At 67.5% G+C, this 16,389-nt stretch carries 14 protein-coding genes; all 14 read right to left on the bottom strand.

Going from position 1 to position 16,389, the window contains the following annotated elements:
- Positions 1-5: 5 nt before the first annotated feature.
- The 14 genes from EYF70_RS10880 to tssB all read right to left on the bottom strand — a co-directional run bounded on the left by EYF70_RS10880 (position 6) and on the right by tssB (position 16,382).
- Positions 6-890, bottom strand: coding sequence for a DUF4150 domain-containing protein (locus EYF70_RS10880; RefSeq protein ID WP_131145411.1), 885 nt, complete (start codon positions 888-890; stop codon positions 6-8).
- Between the two features lie 10 nt (positions 891-900).
- Complete coding sequence (locus tag EYF70_RS10875) at positions 901-1,965, bottom strand: beta-ketoacyl synthase N-terminal-like domain-containing protein (RefSeq protein ID WP_131145410.1); 1,065 nt, start codon at positions 1,963-1,965, stop codon at positions 901-903.
- Position 1,966: 1 nt separating this feature from the next.
- Complete coding sequence (locus EYF70_RS10870; RefSeq protein ID WP_131145409.1) at positions 1,967-3,019, bottom strand: DUF2169 family type VI secretion system accessory protein; 1,053 nt, start codon at positions 3,017-3,019, stop codon at positions 1,967-1,969.
- 9 nt (positions 3,020-3,028) lie between these two features.
- Positions 3,029-3,580 (bottom strand): DUF6484 domain-containing protein, encoded by a 552-nt coding sequence (locus EYF70_RS10865; protein ID WP_131145408.1) that lies wholly within the window; start codon positions 3,578-3,580, stop codon positions 3,029-3,031.
- A 13-nt stretch (positions 3,581-3,593) separates the two neighbouring features.
- Entirely contained in the window at positions 3,594-5,834 is a 2,241-nt protein-coding gene (locus tag EYF70_RS10860) for a type VI secretion system Vgr family protein (RefSeq protein ID WP_131145407.1), read from the bottom strand.
- Between the two features lie 27 nt (positions 5,835-5,861).
- Positions 5,862-8,705, bottom strand: coding sequence for a type VI secretion system ATPase TssH (tssH, locus tag EYF70_RS10855; RefSeq protein WP_131145406.1), 2,844 nt, complete (start codon positions 8,703-8,705; stop codon positions 5,862-5,864).
- A gap of 14 nt (positions 8,706-8,719) precedes the next feature.
- Positions 8,720-9,778, bottom strand: a complete 1,059-nt coding sequence (gene tssG, locus EYF70_RS10850; RefSeq protein ID WP_131145405.1) for a type VI secretion system baseplate subunit TssG — start codon at positions 9,776-9,778, stop codon at positions 8,720-8,722.
- Positions 9,754-11,670, bottom strand: a complete 1,917-nt coding sequence (gene tssF, locus EYF70_RS10845; protein ID WP_131145404.1) for a type VI secretion system baseplate subunit TssF — start codon at positions 11,668-11,670, stop codon at positions 9,754-9,756. Before tssF ends, tssG begins: the two co-directional genes overlap by 25 nt.
- Positions 11,671-11,680: 10 nt before the next feature.
- Entirely contained in the window at positions 11,681-12,190 is a 510-nt protein-coding gene (tssE, locus tag EYF70_RS10840) for a type VI secretion system baseplate subunit TssE (RefSeq protein ID WP_131145403.1), read from the bottom strand.
- A gap of 3 nt (positions 12,191-12,193) precedes the next feature.
- The gene (locus EYF70_RS10835) at positions 12,194-13,015 is read right to left on the bottom strand and encodes a type VI secretion system accessory protein TagJ (protein WP_131145402.1); all 822 of its coding nucleotides are present in this window, start codon (positions 13,013-13,015) and stop codon (positions 12,194-12,196) included.
- A gap of 115 nt (positions 13,016-13,130) precedes the next feature.
- Entirely contained in the window at positions 13,131-13,622 is a 492-nt protein-coding gene (locus tag EYF70_RS10830) for an Hcp family type VI secretion system effector (protein WP_131145401.1), read from the bottom strand.
- Positions 13,623-13,626: 4 nt separating this feature from the next.
- Entirely contained in the window at positions 13,627-14,112 is a 486-nt protein-coding gene (locus EYF70_RS10825; protein ID WP_131145400.1) for an Hcp family type VI secretion system effector, read from the bottom strand.
- Between the two features lie 45 nt (positions 14,113-14,157).
- A complete protein-coding gene (gene tssC / locus EYF70_RS10820; protein WP_131145399.1) occupies positions 14,158-15,657 on the bottom strand; it encodes a type VI secretion system contractile sheath large subunit in 1,500 nt (499 codons plus the stop codon).
- A 185-nt stretch (positions 15,658-15,842) separates the two neighbouring features.
- Positions 15,843-16,382: a type VI secretion system contractile sheath small subunit gene (tssB, locus tag EYF70_RS10815; RefSeq protein ID WP_131145398.1), complete on the bottom strand. Its 540-nt coding sequence runs from the start codon at positions 16,380-16,382 to the stop codon at positions 15,843-15,845.
- Positions 16,383-16,389 lie beyond the last annotated feature (7 nt).

The raw sequence follows: 16,389 nt of genomic DNA, 5'->3' as shown, positions 1-16,389 counted from the left end.
TTCCTCTACCTTTTCTTGTAAGTGCATTTGCAGTCGCCCCTCTTTTTTGCCGCATCGCGCGGGGTCATGGCGTCCACCTTCTTCACGCCGGGGATTTTCTTGTAGTCGGTCCGTTCCTTCTGGGTCATCATCTGCGCGGAAGTCTTGGTCAGGTCCGATTCCCATTTGCCTTTCAGCGGCGCCGGCACCGTTTTCTTGCACGGGAACTTGGCGTCGATGATGCGGTCGCCGAACATGACATCGGGAATCAGCGTTCGCTTGCCTGGCCTGGGAAAGCGCGGCGACGCCTTGATCCCGGCCTTCTTCGCCGCCTTCGACGTGCGCAGCGCATGCATCACGCAGGAATGCTTGGTCACGCTCAGGCTGCGACAATCCTTGCCTTCATCCTTGTGGTCGCGCTTCTTGTAGCTGGCCGTGTCGCAGCAGTGGATCGCGCAGGCGATCATCTGGATGTCCGTCAGGCCGGCCGGGATGACGGGAATCTGAAATGCTCCCGCGATATCGACCGTGTTTTCGTGGTTCTGGAATTTCTTGTCCGTCAGCCGGCAGGCATTCTTGCCATCCATCTTGACATCGAACGAATACAGGATCCACGTCGACTCCTTCATGAACGTGCTGGACTTCACGCCGCCCGCCACGCCGGGATTGTCGCCGTTCGACAGCGAGAATTCCGAACCCTTGATGGCGATCATCATGCCGCCGTCGGCCTTCACCGTGGTGGTGCCCTTGGCCAGCGTGATCGATTGCGAAATGTTCGGATACGGGATCGGCACCGGGCCGCCCGGCGTCGGTGTCTTGCACACATCGGGGATGGTCGCAACCGACACGCCATTGCTGCCCTTGTGCACCAGCGAGTTCGATGCGCCGTTGACCTTGATCGTTACCGGCATGGCGTCCCCCTCATTGCCAGCCCGTCGCCATCAGCGCGGCCGCGCGCTCGCCGCCCTCCGCGCTGGCCCACGTGAACGCCAGCTTGCCGCGCGCATAGCCCTTGGCGCCGGCGATGGCGGCCAATGCGAGATGCAGCGGCGCGCCGGCGGCGCCCACGTCGCCCCAGCAGTCGGCGGGAGCGATGAAGTCCGACACCGATACAAACGCTTCCTTCGTGCGCACGGCCGTGAACGCATACTCGTCGGCGCGGTAAGGCTCGCCGTTCATGTCGCAATAGACGTCCGAGATCGCGCCATCGCCGCCGGACAGTGGCGCGAGCGCCTGGCGAAACGCCTGTGTCAGCCCGGCGCCGGTGCACACGGTGCGGGTCTTGATCCGGCAGGCTTCCATGCCCGCGCCGAGCGACAGGATCCTGCCGAGCGAGCCGCAGCCCAGGCGTGCCGCCACCGGGCGCCGCATCGCCAGCACGGCTCCCGCCCCTTCTCCGGGCACGAAACCCCACGCGTTGTTCAGCTTGCCGGCGCCGTGCAGCTGCCCGCAGTGCTCCAGCCACTCCAGCGTTTCCGCCTCCAGGTAGGAGTCGACCCCGGCCACCACGCAGGCGTCCAGCGCGCCCTGGTGAAGCAGCCTGGCCGCGGCGCCCAGCGCCAGCAGGCCTGCCGCGTGACCGGCCGGGAACACTTCGATGCCCGCCAGCCGGTCGCCGAAGGCTGCGCGCACCGCCGCCACCAGCGCCACCCGCACGTCCGCATCCAGCCCCGGCCTCGGTGCCGGCAGACCCAGCACGAGCCCCGTGCGCACCGGTTCCGCGCCTTCCGGCAGGTCCGTCACCGGCGACAGCGCCTGCGCGACCGCGGGCAGCAGCAACGCGGCAAGGCGCGCGGCGCCCGACAATCCCGGGTCCAGCCAGGGCGCCAGCGCCGCGCGCATCGGCTCGCCCGCGCGATCGATCATCCACGGGTGCTCGACAAAGCCGCTGATGCCGGCCCGCACGGCCGCGGCGCTGGCCCACGCGTCGCGGCCCACGGCGGTGGCCGCGCCGGGCGCGGCAATATGGATGGGTTCGCCGTTCACGTCAGCCCACCGCGAACCCGACCGGCGCGCCGGGCCGCCCGCCGGCGCTCAGGTCGTCCTTCAGCGTGACCGTGGTGCGCTCCAGCAGCTGCACCTTGAAGTGGCATGGCAGCGCCGAATGCCAGACCAGCGAGACGCGGGGAAATTCCGGTTCGATGATGACCGTGTGCAGGTTGCGCACCGTGTGGACTTCGCTGCTGCCATCGAAGAAGCGGGTTTCAAAACCCAGGCGCACCTTCGGCAGGGCGAACTGCAGGCGCCCGTGCGGCGACAGATTGACCAGCGCGACCGGCTCGCCCCCTTTCAGGAATTGCGCCGCCTGCTGGTCGCGCGGCGCGCACTGGTAGAAGCGCTCGTCGAAGTCGGCCGGCGGCAGCGGTTGCCGTTCGCGCATCCAGGCATCGTCGTAGGTGCCCGCGAACGCCGCGCGCGGCTGCCAGTGGCCGGCGAACGCGCCGAAGCCGGCCGGTTCCGGCCGGTCGTCCCAGGCGGCGATCAGGCTGTCCGGGAATTCCACGTTGGGCGCGGCCATGCCGGCCAGGTGCTCTTTCGCGGCGGCGAATCCGCAACCAACGGGGTTGCGCCAGTCCCAGTCCCGGTCGGGCCGCGCCGATTTGCTGTCGAGGCCGCCATAGGCGCGCTCGTACACGATGGGCATCACCGTGAACGGTTCCGGCTCGGACAGGCGCCCGCCGGCCCAGTGGCGGTCGCCGAAGATGCGCACGACCTTCTGCAGCGGGCCGACACGGAAGCCGGCATCGCACTGCGTCACGGGCTGGCCGCCGGGGGCATGCGCGTTGCCCACCACGATGATGTCGGTGGTCTTCTTGGCGAGCACCAGGTCGGCCTCGTAGCGGATGCTGCTCATGGCCGCCTCGCCATGGTATTCAGGAATGCGCAGCACGGGCGGCTGGATGGCCGATACCGCCGTGGTGCCGTCCGGGGCGATGTCGAAGGTGGCCTTGACGGCGACCAGCCAGACCTCGGCGCCGTCGCGGTCGCGCGCCCAGCCACGTTCCGCCGCGAAAGGAGTGCTGTTCTCGAGCTGCCACATGCGCGACTCCTAGTTGATGTCGACGGCTGCACCCTTGATCTTGTTGCAGCCGGTGGAGCGGCTGACGATGTAGTTGCCCTTGATGATCACCTTGCCCGCGCGCGTGAGCGTGATGCTGGCGTCGCCGCAGCGCAGCACGACTTCCCGCTCGGCGCGGATTTCCACGCGCTCGCCATCGCACCACGCCACGTTTCCCGGCTCCGCGGCCGGCGCGGGTTCAGCGCCGCGCTCATGCTGGATGACGCCCAGGATCAGCGGCCGCTCCGGCAGCCCGCCTTCCAGCACGGCCACCACTTCGGCGCCCACTTCGAGGCGGCGCAGCGGCACGGTGCTGCGTGCCCTCACCACATGGCCGGGCAGGCCGGCGATGCCGGCGACCAGCGGCTGGTCGTCCAGGTCGAAGCCGACGAAGCGCACCAGCACGACGGGCAGCTGCATCTGCGCGGGCGGCACCGGAGTCGCTGGCGCCTGCGGCCCGGCCACCGCAGGCCTGGAAGCGCCCTGCGCCCCTTCCCCGCCATCGGCAACGATCGGATCGAACGGGTCTGCCGCGAAGTCCATGGATACCCCTTTGTCAGTTGATGGCGACCTTGCTGCCCTTGATGACCACATTGCTGCTGGCCTTGACGCCGATCTTGCCCGATCCCTCGACCGTGATGTTCTTGCCCTTGATGAGCACCGAGCCATCCTTCTTCATCGTGATGCTGGCGGCGCCTGTCTTGATCGTCACCGAGTCGCCCGCTTCGATGACGAGGTTCTTGCCGACGTTGAGCACATCGTCCTTGCCGACCTGGGCGGAACGGCCCTTGCCGACCGACGACGACTGGTCGCCGCCGATGTCCTCGCTCATGTCGGTGCCCACGCTGACCGTCTGCCCGGCCCCCACGCTGAGCGACTGCGCGGCGCCCACGCTCACCGCCTGCACCGCGCCGACCGTGACCAGCTGCGCCGCGCCCACCGTGACTTCCTGCGCGCCGCCCACCGTAATGGTCTCGTTGACGCCCACCGTGTGGGTGCGCTGCAGCGCCACGGTCGCCGTTTCACTGGCGCCCACCGAGATCGTGCGGTTGGCGCCGATCGTGATCGTTTCGTTGGCGCCCACGGTTTCCGTGCGGTTCACGCCGATCACGATCGTTTCGTTGCTGCCCACCTGTTCGCTGCGGTGCACGCCGATCGCGATGGTTTCGTTATTGCCCACCGTTTCGGTGCGGTCGTGCTTCACCTGCGTGGTTTCATCGTGGTCGATGGCCTTGCGCCGGTCGTGGCCCACCCAGTGCGTTTCATCGTTTTCCACCTCGATATCCTGGTTCTTCTCGGCGTGCAGGTACACCTGTTCTGCGCCCTTCTTATCCTCGAAGCGCAGTTCGTTCGCGTTGGCGGCCGTGCCGCCTTTCGACGAGCGGCTGAGGATCCCCGTCTGCGTCATGTTGGCCGGCAGCGCGTAGGGCGGCATCTGCTCGGCGTTGTACACCCGGCCGGTGATGATCGGGCGATCCGGATCGCCTTCGAGGAAATCGACGATCACTTCCTGGCCGATGCGCGGGATCGCCACCATGCCCCAGTTCTTGCCCGCCCAAGGGTGCGAAGGGCGAATCCAGCACGAGCTGTTCTCGTCCTTCTTGCCATAACGGTCCCAGTGGAACTGCACTTTCACGCGGCCATAGCTGTCGGTATAGATTTCATCGCCGGCCGGGCCCACCACCACGGCTGTCTGCGGCCCCTGCACGAACGGCTTGCGGGTGGTGCGCGCGGGACGGAACTGCTGCCGGCTGCCCAGCGCCGTGAAGGCGCAGCTGTAGGTGGCCCCCGGATGCGCGCTGTCGAACGATTCGAACTCGTTCGATGCCAGCTGGTGCGTGGCGGCGATGACGAGGTACTCGCCATCCTGGTCGGCACGCGCCTGCCCGTTCAGCGTGAACAGGTGCCCCACGCGCAGGCCGCGCGCATTGGTTTCGCCGCGCGCCTGGTCGAACCGGGTCTGGCATTCGTCGAGCCGGCAGCGCACCGCCTGGTCGCCCTCCGCCGCCTGCACATATTCACCCGGGTAGTCGTAGATCTCGTAATCGCCCAGCACATGCTGGCGGCGGATCCGCGTCGAGACCGCCAGGTCCACGCTGGGGCGCTCGAAGTCGTAGTCTTCCAGCGCGTAGTTGCCGGCCTGGATTTCTCGGGCATGGTGCCACTGGCTGATGTATTCCTTCTCGGGCCGCACCACGCGCTCGGCCGCGATGAAATCCAGCGTTTCGCAGCCGGCCGCGCTGCCGTGCGCGCTGATGGCGTCGACCAGCACCAGCGTGTGGCGCCCTTCCCGGTGCGTGAAGTAGTAATAGATGCCCTCCTGCTCCATCAGGCGGCTGACGAAATTGAAGTCCGTTTCGCGGTATTGCACGCAATACGTCCACTTGCGGTAAGTCTCGGTCAGGCTGAAGGTCACGTCCGCCACGCCGTGGTCGCTGAACACCTGGCGCAGGATCTCGGGCACGGTCACTTCCTGGAAGATACGGCAGTCCGCCGTGCGCGTGAGGAACCACAGCCAGGGGCGCACGGTCGCGCGGTACAGGTGATAGCGGCCGTGGCTGCCGGCCTGGGCGAAGCGGGTGACATAGCCGTTGAAGTGGCGCACGCTGTCGTCGAGCTGCTCGAGCATGACCGTGACGTTCTTGCCGAGGATCTGGTCGATGTCGATATCGCCGCGCTCGCCCAGCAGCTCGATGTCGAACTCGCTCAGGCGCGACAATTCCTCGCGCGCCTGCATGCGGTGGAACAGCAGCGCGCCCTCGCCCAGCGGTGTCACGATTTCCATCGTCCTGCGCATGCCGAACTCCCCCTTGCCGTTCATCGCTCAGTCGAACCGGTAGACAAACTCGCCATCCTGCACGCCCACTTCCACCCGCCGCACCGGGTTGCCGCCCATGATGCCGAGCAGGAATTGCTCGCTGATCTTCGGCAGCATCGTATTGGTGAGCAGCGCGTCGATCACCCGGGCGCCGCTTTCCAGCTCGTTGCAGCGGCTGGCGATCAGGCCCACCACCGCGTCGTCGCAGGTGAATGGCACATGGTGCTGTTCGGCGATGCGGGTGCGGATGCGGCCCAGCTGCAGGCGGATGATGTTGGCCAGCATCTCGTCCGACAGCGGAAAATACGGGATCACGACGAGGCGGCCCAGCAACGCCGCCGGGAACACCTTCAGCAGCGGTTCGCGCAGCGCCTCGGCAATGCCGGACGGCGCCGGCATCAATTCCGGATCCTTGCACAGTTTCATGATCAGTTCGCTGCCCACGTTCGAGGTCAGCAGGATCAGCGTGTTCTTGAAGTCGATGTAGCGGCCTTCGCCGTCTTCCATCCAGCCCTTGTCGAAGACCTGGAAGAACAGTTCATGCACATCCGGATGGGCTTTTTCCACTTCGTCGAGCAGCACCACGCTGTAGGGCTTGCGGCGCACCGCCTCGGTCAGGATGCCGCCTTCGCCATAGCCCACGTAGCCCGGCGGCGCGCCCTTCAGCGTGGACACCGTGTGCGCTTCCTGGAACTCGCTCATGTTGATGGTGATGATGTTCTGCTCGCCGCCGTACAGCGCCTCGGCCAGCGCCAGGCCCGTCTCGGTCTTGCCCACGCCGGACGGCCCGCACAGCATGAACACGCCCACCGGCCGGTTCGGATTGTCGAGCCGGGCGCGCGACGTCTGCACGCGGCGGGCGATCATGTCGAGCCCGTGCCGCTGGCCGATCACGCGTTCGCCCAGCGTATCCGCCAGTTTCAATACGGCCGCGACTTCGTTCTTGACCATGCGCCCGACGGGGATGCCGGTCCAGTCGGCCACCACGCCGGACACCGCCAGCGCATCGACGGAGGGCATGATCAGCGGAGATTCGCCCTGCAGTTCGCGCAGCTGCCCTTGCAGGCCGTGCAGCTCGGCCAGCAGTCCGGCGCGGGTTTCGGGCGTCATCGGCGTCATGGACGTCATGGCCGCCGCCGACGCCGCGCCTTCCCCGCTTTGCGCCACGCTTCCCGGCACGCCTGCTGCCAGGCTTCCCGCGATACTCCCCGGCGCACTGCCTGCCACGCTTCCGGTGACGCTTCCCGCCGGGCTGGCCGCCACGGCAGGTCCCGCCGGCGCCAGCGTTGCCGCTCCGCCATCCACTTCCGCGCCGCCGGCACGCAGCTGCCGGCGCAGCGCCAGCACCTGGTCGACCAGCGCCTTCTCGCTGGCCCAGCGCGTTTCCAGCGCCTGGTACCGCTCTTTTTCCGCGTCCAGGCGACCCTGTGCGGCGTTGCGGCGCTCGCCGACATCGATGCCGACCGCTTCCTCGCGGCCGATGATGCCCAGTTCGACGTCGAGTGCGGCAATGCGCCGCCCGCTGTCTTCCACCTCGGCCGGCGTGGCATGCTGGCTGACGGCCACCCGCGCGCACGTGGTGTCGAGCAGGCTGACGGCCTTGTCAGGCAACTGCCGCGCCGGGATATAGCGGTGCGACAGGCGCACAGCCGCTTCGATCGCCTCGTCGAGCACCTGCACGCGGTGGTGTTTTTCCAGCGTCATCGCGACGCCGCGCAGCATCAGGATGGCTTTCTCCTCGTCCGGTTCGGCGACCTGCACCAGCTGGAAGCGGCGCGTCAGCGCCGGGTCCTTCTCGAAATACTTCTTGTATTCGGTCCAGGTGGTGGCGCCGATGGTGCGCAGCGTGCCGCGCGCCAGCGCCGGCTTGAGCAGGTTGGCCGCGTCGCCCGTGCCTTCCGCGCCGCCGGCGCCGATCAGCGTGTGCGCCTCGTCGATGAACAGGATGATGGGCTTCGGCGCGCTCTGCACTTCATCGATCACCTGGCGCAGCCGGTTCTCGAATTCGCCCTTCATGCTGGCGCCGGCCTGCAGCAGGCCGATGTCCAGCGTGTACAGCGACACCTCCTTCAGCGCGGGCGGCACGTCGCCGCCGGCGATCCGGGCGGCGAAGCCTTCCACCACCGCCGTCTTGCCGACCCCGGCCTCGCCGGTCAGGATCGGATTGTTCTGGCGGCGCCGCATCAGGATATCGATGATCTGGCGCACCTCCTCGTCGCGCCCCGTCACCGGATCGAGTTCGCCATTCCTGGCGCGCGCGGTCAGGTCGACGGCGAAGCGCTTCAGGGCTTCTTGCTTGCCGAGCTGCGCCGGTGCCATGGCGCCGCCGGGCCGGCCGGGCGCGGCGTGGGCGTCGGCCACCGGCGCCACCGCTTCGGGCGAGCCGGCCAGGATTTTCGCGAACTCCTCGGTCAGCGTGTCCAGCTTGACGCGCTCGAACTGCGGCGAGATGGCCACCAGCGTGTTGCGCAGCGATGGCGTCTTCAGCATGCCCACCACCAGGTGCCCGGTGCGCACCTGCGTTTCACCGAACATCAGCGTGCCGTAGACCCAGGCGCGCTCGACCGCGTTCTCGATGTGGGTGGACAGGTCGCTGATCGATGTGGAGCCGCGCGGCAGGCGGTCCAGCGCGGCGGTGATGTCGGCCGCCAGGCGCGACGGATTCATGTCGAAGTGGCGGGCGATGCGCTGCAGGTCGGAATCCTGCGCCTGCAGGATCTGCAGCAGCCAGTGCTCCAGTTCCACATAGGGATTGCCGCGCAGCTTGCACAGCACGGTAGCGCTTTCGATGGCCTTGTAGGCCAGGCTGTCCAGCTTGCCGAACAGGGCGACGCGGCTGATGTCTGCCATGATGTTTCCTTTCTTCAGGCGGCGTGCGCCGCCATGTTCGCTGCGGTGCGCTCCATGTCGATGACCAGGTGGCCCGCATCCGCCGCGTGGGGCTGCCGGCCGAGCCAGGTGGTCCAGCCCAGCCGCCCGAAGCGGCCCGGGCGGGCCTGCGGCACCTGCTCGCGCCGCAGCACGAGGCGCACATCCCACGCGAGTTCCACGTTCAGGTACTGGCGCACCCACGCCAGCAGGCGCGGATGGGCCGTGCCGCCCGGCAGGAAGCTCTCGTATTGCGCCAGGGTCAGCGGGCCCAGGCGCAGGCGGAACTTGTGCTGGCGGTCCCACACCCGGCTGCCCAGCACGGCGCCGGTGCCCAGCCCATGGTGCTGCCCCCGGCCACCCCGCCCGGCGGCGGCGCCCAGCCGCGTACATTCCTCTCGCGGCAACGCCATCCAGTGGCCGACAAACGGTTCAAGCTCGACGGGCAGGCGGAAATAGCCGGCCAGCAGCGCCACCAGCCCGTCGCCGTTGCGCACCTGCCGCGCCAGCAGCCCGGCATGGAACAGCTTGGCGAAGTCCTCCACGGCATCGCGGTCGCGCAGCGTGGCGTCGCCCAGCCCGCACAGCGCGCCCAGGTGGAAGGAAAACCGGTCGTCGCGCGGGCGGTCGAGGTTCACCGTGGGCTGGCCATTCGCCCAGGCGCGGTAGAACAGCGCCAGGAAACGGTGGTGGAAAATGTCCAGGAAGCTCGCCAGCGTGGCATCGTCGCCATGGCGCAGGCGCTCGCTGGCGAACTCCGTCAGGTGCAGCGGCAGCGGCCCGCTGGGACCGAGCAGGCCGAAGAAGCGCACCTGCAGCCGCGGCGCCACCGCGCCCGGCGGCGTGCCGAACGACGACAGCGTGGCCGGTGCGAAGGTCAGCGCCGGTTCCTGCGCCAGGCGCACCGGCTCGTCCGCCGGGCGCAGCGCCGTGCCGAGGCGCGGCAGGTGCGGGAACAGGCACTCGATCCGGCGCATGGCGTGGAAGAAGTCGACCCGGTAAGGCGCCTGGGCCAGCGACTGGAAGAATGTCAGATGATCGGCCTGGTCCCGCATCGCGGCGCTCCGTGGAAGATTTCGCCGCGCGCGGTGGAGCGCAGCACGGTTTCGGTAAAGGCATTGATGGAGGCGTGGCGGGCGAAGAATTCGGCCATCACGCTGCCGAACAGGTAGGCGCTGCCGCCCTGGAAGCCCATTTCATCGACTTCCAGGTCGATGCGGATGCCGCGGCCGAACGCGATCGGGCCGCCACCGGGCAGGCGCCGCACGGTGGCGGCCGCGCGCACGGCACGCAGCGCGTCGATCTGGCTGCGCATGCCGTGCTCGCTCCCGGCCGCATACAGCCCCAGCATCTGGCGCAGCACCGCCGCACTATCGTTTCCGTCCCCTTTGTGCCGGCCCCCCTTGTTTTCGGTTCCCCTGTTCTCGCCGACATCGAGCAGCGACAGGTAGTTGAGCGACAGGTGGCTGATGAAGCGCCACGCCGCAGCGCCGTCCCAGGTGGGCGAATAGGGTTTCGACGGCCCCCTCACGCAGCGGATCGCCGTGACGGGCGCGGCGATGTCCAGCGAAAAGTCGGACTCGCCGGCGCCGAGCGGCAGTTGCAGCGGCAGGTCGCGGTTGGTGCACAAGGTGGCAACGGACAGCTGCCGCAGGCTGTGGCGGTGCGGCGCCTCGGCGGGATCGACCAGCGAGATGAAGACTTCGCTGCCGACATAGCTGGAGCGGAAGCCGTTGCGCTTTTGCGCTTCCGACGGCAGCCGCGGCTCGCGCAGCACGGTGAAATAGGCCTGGTCCGCCGCGTTCTCGTGGCAGGCCGAATAGATCGGCGCGAAACGCTGTTCGCTGTCGGCTCCCACGCCATGGCCGACCACGCCGCTCACTTCGTACACTTCGTAGTCCATGGGCCGCGTGCGGTCCGGCACCACGTGGTATTCATGGCTGGCGTCGCCCAGGTGGATGCGGTCCGCACGGCGCGGGAACAGGTTGATCGCGGGGGCGCAGAACAGCGAAAAGCTGGCACGGTCGACCACGCTCTCCAAGCCCGCATCGCCCCGCTCGAACAGCAGCACGATCTCGAGCTCGTTGCCGGCGCAGCGCCGCACCGCCGGGCCGATGCCTTGCAGGTCCATGAACAGGAAGCGCTGCGGGAAGGCGAAATATTCGTGCAGCAGCCGGTAGCCCTGGAACGAGCGCAGGCCGACCGGCAGCAGTGCCTCCTCGTCCCGGCAGCCCACCGGGGCGACATGCGTGGCATCGAGGAAGTCATGCCAGGGCCAGGGCCGCGCCGCCGGCGCCACCAGCACGCCCGCGCAGGCACCGAGGCACAGTTCATGCAGCTTGCCGGCGATGTCGTCGCTGCCCGAGAAAAACAGCCGCAACTCGTCCAGCCCGAGCTGGTTGAACGCGAGGCCGGCGCTGGTGCGCAGGCGCAGGCGCACGCCGCCCTTGATGCGCTGGGCGACCGGCAGCGAGGTCAGGGGCAGATCGGGGGCGTAGGTAAAATAGCGGGCGTCGGCCAGCTCGATGGGCCACAGGCGGACATCGTGCGCGGTGCGGAACTCGCACGGCGCCGTGTCATGCTTGCCGGGCGCGCTGCGCAGCGCACTGCCGCGCGGGATCACGACGCCTTGCGCGAGGTTCGGCTCGTCCGGCTGGGGCTGGAAGCGCGCGATCATCATCGATGGCGTGGGCGCCAGGTAGTTCGGATAGACGATTTCCTGCAAACGCTGGGTAAAGCGGGGAAATTCCGCGTCCAGCTTCAGCTGCACCCGCGCCGCCAGGAAGCCCACGCCTTCCAGCAGCCGCTCGACATACGGATCGGCGACCTCGATGCCATCCATGCCCAGGCGCCCGGCAATCTTGGGGAACTGGCGCGAGAATTCAGCGCCCATTTCCCGCAGGTGCTGGAGTTCCTGGTTGTAGTAGCGGAGCAGGCGGGGGTCCATCGGCGAGCCCTCAGGCGCCCTTGCCCAGGTCGCGGATCTCGACCGCCCCGGTTTCCAGGTCCACGTCCGTGCGCAACAGCAGTTCCAGCGGTACCGGCTGCGCCCATAACTGGCCCCGGATGCGGATGCTCACGATATTGTGCTGGTCCAGCATCGCGGCGCCGGCCAGCGCTTCCACCTGCAGCGAGGCGGGCGTGATGCGCGGCTCGAAGTCGAGGATCGCCTGCCGGATATTGCGCTCGATGCCCGGCAGGTCCAGCGTGGACGCGGTTTCGCCGGACAGCGCCGGCAAGCCGAAGTTCAGCACGGAGCGCTGCGCGTAGGGATGCCCCGCCAGCTCGGCGTTGCCGGGCCGTACCGAGTTGAACAGCCAGCCCAGGTCGCGCAGCACGGCCTCGCGCAGTTGCGCCTTGCTCAGTACGCGGCCCTCGCGCGATTCCTGCTTGCGGTGCGGCTCGCGGTCGACCAGCCGGTCGAGCAGTGACGGCTGCAGCCTTTCCTGGGCGGTGAGCTCGGCCATGGCTCAGTCCTCTCCCGCCGCGCCTTCCGGCAGCGCGTCGAACACGATGCGGCGGATATCCATCAGTGGTGTTTCGCCGGCGTCGGTGACGAACATGCGCTGCCCCAGGCCATGGAACGTGCCGGGCGCGGCCTCGTGCCAGGCGGTTTTGCGGCTGAGCAGCAGCAGGCCGTCGTCGCCCAGTGCCGGGTAGCGGGTGGGTATCAGGCCGACCGTCTCGCCGCCATTGGCGAAACGCAGGTGCGCCGGCATCCATACGGCGTCGCGCAGGTCTTCCGGAGCCTCGATGGCGATCTCGCTGAAGCGGGTGAACGGCACCCAGTAATACTTGCCGTCGATGATCGCTTCGAGCACGGGGCCCAGGCGCGAATCGCCGTCCGCGATCCACGCGAACGGCGTACCGTCGATGGTGCCGCCGGATGGGGCGGCTTCGTCGTACGCGCGGCGGCGCAGCGCGGCGGCGCCTTCCTGCCGGCCCTGCCCCGCCATCAGCAGCGATTCGATGAGCAGGGCCAGCCACTGTTCGGGCTGGCCCAGGACCATCGGCGCGGCGCCGCCTTCGAAGACCCGGGCGCGCTGCACCTCGCACCGGACCGCCGCGCCGTACATTTCCCGCATCGCCAGCGCGGACGCGTCGAGCTCGGCAGCAACGCCCAGTTGGGTGAGCGCGCGCTCCCACTGCCCCAGCACGGCAAGGAGCTGGAACAGGAAGATGCGCAGCTTCGGATCGCCCGGCGCATTGCGCACCAGTGCCTGCAGTTGCTGCAGCGCCATGCCGGGATCGCCGTCGCGCAGGCTTTCCTCGGCCGCCGCGAGCCCGTTCATGGCTGCCCCGGGTTACCTGCCGCCCGCCCGGCTCGTTGCCGCGTTTTCCGCCGCGTTCTCTGCCGCGCCTGCTGTTGTGCTTGCTGCTGCGTTTGCTGCTGCGTTTGCTGATCCATCACTGGCCTTCGTAGAGATCCATCTCGAACGAGGTGATGCCGCGCGCTGCGCCGTCGGCGCCCTGCGGCAGGTATTCCACGGCAAGCTTGCTGAAGGCGATGCTGACCTCCTCGTTCAGCTCGGGGATGCCCGCGAACGTGCCGGACGCCGTGGCGATGGCCGTGATCCGGGCCTTTTCCAGGCGGATCCGCAGGTACTCCACCGCTTCGGGGCCGCCCGCCTTGCGCACGGTCAGCACCACTTCCTTCAGCAATTCGTTGCTGCGCAGCGCCGACATCAGCGCCGTGGTGGCACGGTCGACCCGCTTGACCGCCTTCAGTTCCTGCACGGTTGTCTTGCCGGCGGCCTGGCCATGGATGAAATTGCCCTGCATTCCCCATGACCAGCCCAGCAGGTCGATTTCGTCGCGGTGCGACGCATCCTGTGCTTCCCCCTTGATGGCGCCCTGCCGGGCGCCATCGATCTTGAGGAACATGTCGCCGAGAGCCATGCCATCAGACCTTGGCGTTCTCCGCGATGTGCCACGCGGCCTCGATTGCGGCATCGCCGGAGCCGTCCTCCTTCTGCGGGAAGTATTCCAGCTTGAACTCGGCGAAGTTGAGCGTCACGTTCTCGGTCAGCTTGTCCTCGCCGCCACTGCCGCCGGTGCTGACCGAGGAGACCAGCACCTTCTTCAGCGTGAGCTTCAGGTATTCCAGCGGCGCATCGCCGCCCGCCTTGCGCACCACCAGGGTGGCTTCCTTGTAGTGCTTGCCGCTGCAGGTCGCCATTACCAGGTTCGGCGACGCCTTGTCGACGTACTTCGTCAGCGACAGGTCCTGCACGCTGGCCTTGCCCGAACCGCCGCCCTGCGCGGTATGCATGGTGCCCGACTGGGCCAGCCCCCAGCTCCACGCCAGCACATCGATTTCTTCCTTGTGCTTGCTGTCACGGGACTCGCCCTTGACATCGTCCAGCTTCAAAAACATATCGACAGCCATGGTCATCTCCTTTTCATCACCCCTTCAGAACATCGGGCCGCCGGCTCATGCGGCTTTCTCCGACGGCAGCTTTGATACCAGACTCAGTGACACGGTCAGCCCCTCCAGCTGATAATGCGGACGCAGCGAAAACTTCGACGTGTAATAGCCGGGATTGCCCTCCACTTCCTGGACCACCACCTCGGCGGCGGCCAGCGGCTTGCGGGCTTTCACCAGCTCGGAGGAATGCGCCGGATCGCCATCGACATACTTCATGATCCAGTTCTGCAGAAAGCGCTGCATGTCGTCGCGTTCCTTGAACGTGCCGACCTTGTCGCGCACGATGCACTTCAGGTAGTGGGCGAAGCGGCAGCATGCGAACAGGTACGGCAGGCGCGCGGCCAGCCGGGCATTCGCGGTTGCGTCCGGGTCGTCGTATTCGAAAGGCTTCTGCAGCGACTGCGCACCGATGAACGCGGCAAAGTCCGAATTCTTGCGGTGCACCAGCGGCATGAAGCCATTCTTCGCCAGCTCCGCCTCGCGGCGGTCGCTGATCGCGATTTCGGTCGGGCATTTCATGTCGACGCCGCCGTCGTCGGTGGGGAAGGTATGCGTGGGGAGGCCCTCGACCGCGCCGCCCGCTTCCACGCCGCGGATCCGCGAACACCAGCCGTACAGCTTGAACGAGCGGTTGATGTTGGTCGCCATCGCATAGGCGGCGTTGGACCAGGTATACCTGCTGTGGTCGGCGGCGCCGGTATCTTCCTCGAAGTCGAATTCCTCTACCGGGGAGGTCTTGGCGCCGTAGGGCAGGCGCGCCAGGAAACGTGGCATGGCCAGGCCGATGTAGCGGGCATCGTCGGATTCGCGCAGCGAACGCCACGAGGCATACGACGGCGTGGAAAAGATCTTCGTGAGATCGCGCGGATTGGCCAGTTCCTGCCACGAGTCCATCTGCATCACCGTCGGGGAAGCACCCGCGATGAAGGGCGCGTGGGCGGCCGCCGAGATCTTCGCCATCTCGGCAAGCAGTTCCACGTCCGGCGGGCTGTGGTCGAACGCATAGTCGCCCACCAGGCAGGCGAACGGTTCGCCGCCGAACACGCCGTATTCTTCCTCGTAGACCTTCTTGAACAGCGGGCTCTGGTCCCAGCTCATGCCCTTGTAGCGCTTCAGGGTCTTGCCCAGGTCGTTCTTGGAGATGTTCATCACGCGGATCTTCAGCATCTCGTCCGTTTCCGTGTTGTTCACCAGGTAGTGCAGGCCGCGCCAGCTGCCCTCGAGTTTCTGCAAATCGGGATGGTGCAGGATCAGGTTGACCTGCTCGGTCAGCTTCTTGTCGAGCTCGGCAATCAGCTGGCCGATCGCCTTCAGCGCATCGCTGCTGATCTGCTGGGTCTGCGACAGCGCCAGTTCGGCCAGCGTGCGCACGGCATGCTCGACGGCGCGCGTGTCTTCCGGGCTCTTGGGCCGGAAGTCTTTTTGCAGCAGCGAGGCGAAGTCGTCACCGTCGAGCGTGACGCCTTCGAACTGCTGCTGCTTGGCGAGTTGTTCGGTTTCAGCCATTTCCTGGGCTCCCAATTGGTTGTGACAGGCGACGAGGTGCAAGCAAACAATATGGCCGATCAGCGATGAGTCTGGTCAGCGACGCGGCTGGTCGGCGATGCTGCGGGTAGGCGATGCTTCTGTTCGGCGATGACGCTGGTCGTAACGGACGACGGGCCGGGCGGTGGCCGTTGGCGCGCCGCCGCTCAGGGTGGCGTGCCGTCCGGCGCGCCGGCCGCCGCCTCGCCCGCCGCGGGCGGCTTCGGGCTGGCCGCAAGCGACTTCAGCAAATCGGGGTTGTTCAGCACCTTCGCGATCAGTTCTTCCGCCTTGGTCTTGCCATCCATGAAGGTCATCAGGTTCGACAGCTGCTGGCGCGCTTCCAGCAATTCCTTCAGGCCGTCCGTCTTGCGCGCGATGGCGCCCGGCGAGAAATCGTCCATGCTCTGGAAGGTGATGTCGACGCTGATATTGCCGTCGCCGGTCAGCGCGTTCGGCACCTGGAAGGCCACGCGCGGCGCGATCGCCTTCATGCGGCTGTTGAAATTGTCGACATCGACTTCCAGGAAGCCCCGCTCCGGCACGGGCGGCAGCGCTTCCTTCGGCTTGCCGGACAGGTCCGCCAGCACGCCCATCACGAACGGCAACTGGATCGCCTTCTCGGCCCCGTACAGTTCGACGTCGTATTCGATCTGCACGCGCGGCGCCCGGTTGCGGGCGATGAATTTCTGACTGCTGTCTGCCATGATCGAT

This window comes from Pseudoduganella albidiflava (assembly GCF_004322755.1).
GTDB classification, from domain to species: domain Bacteria; phylum Pseudomonadota; class Gammaproteobacteria; order Burkholderiales; family Burkholderiaceae_D; genus Rugamonas; species Rugamonas albidiflava.
Note: the sequence above shows the minus strand (reverse complement) of the source record. Positions and strands in the feature narration are given on the sequence as shown.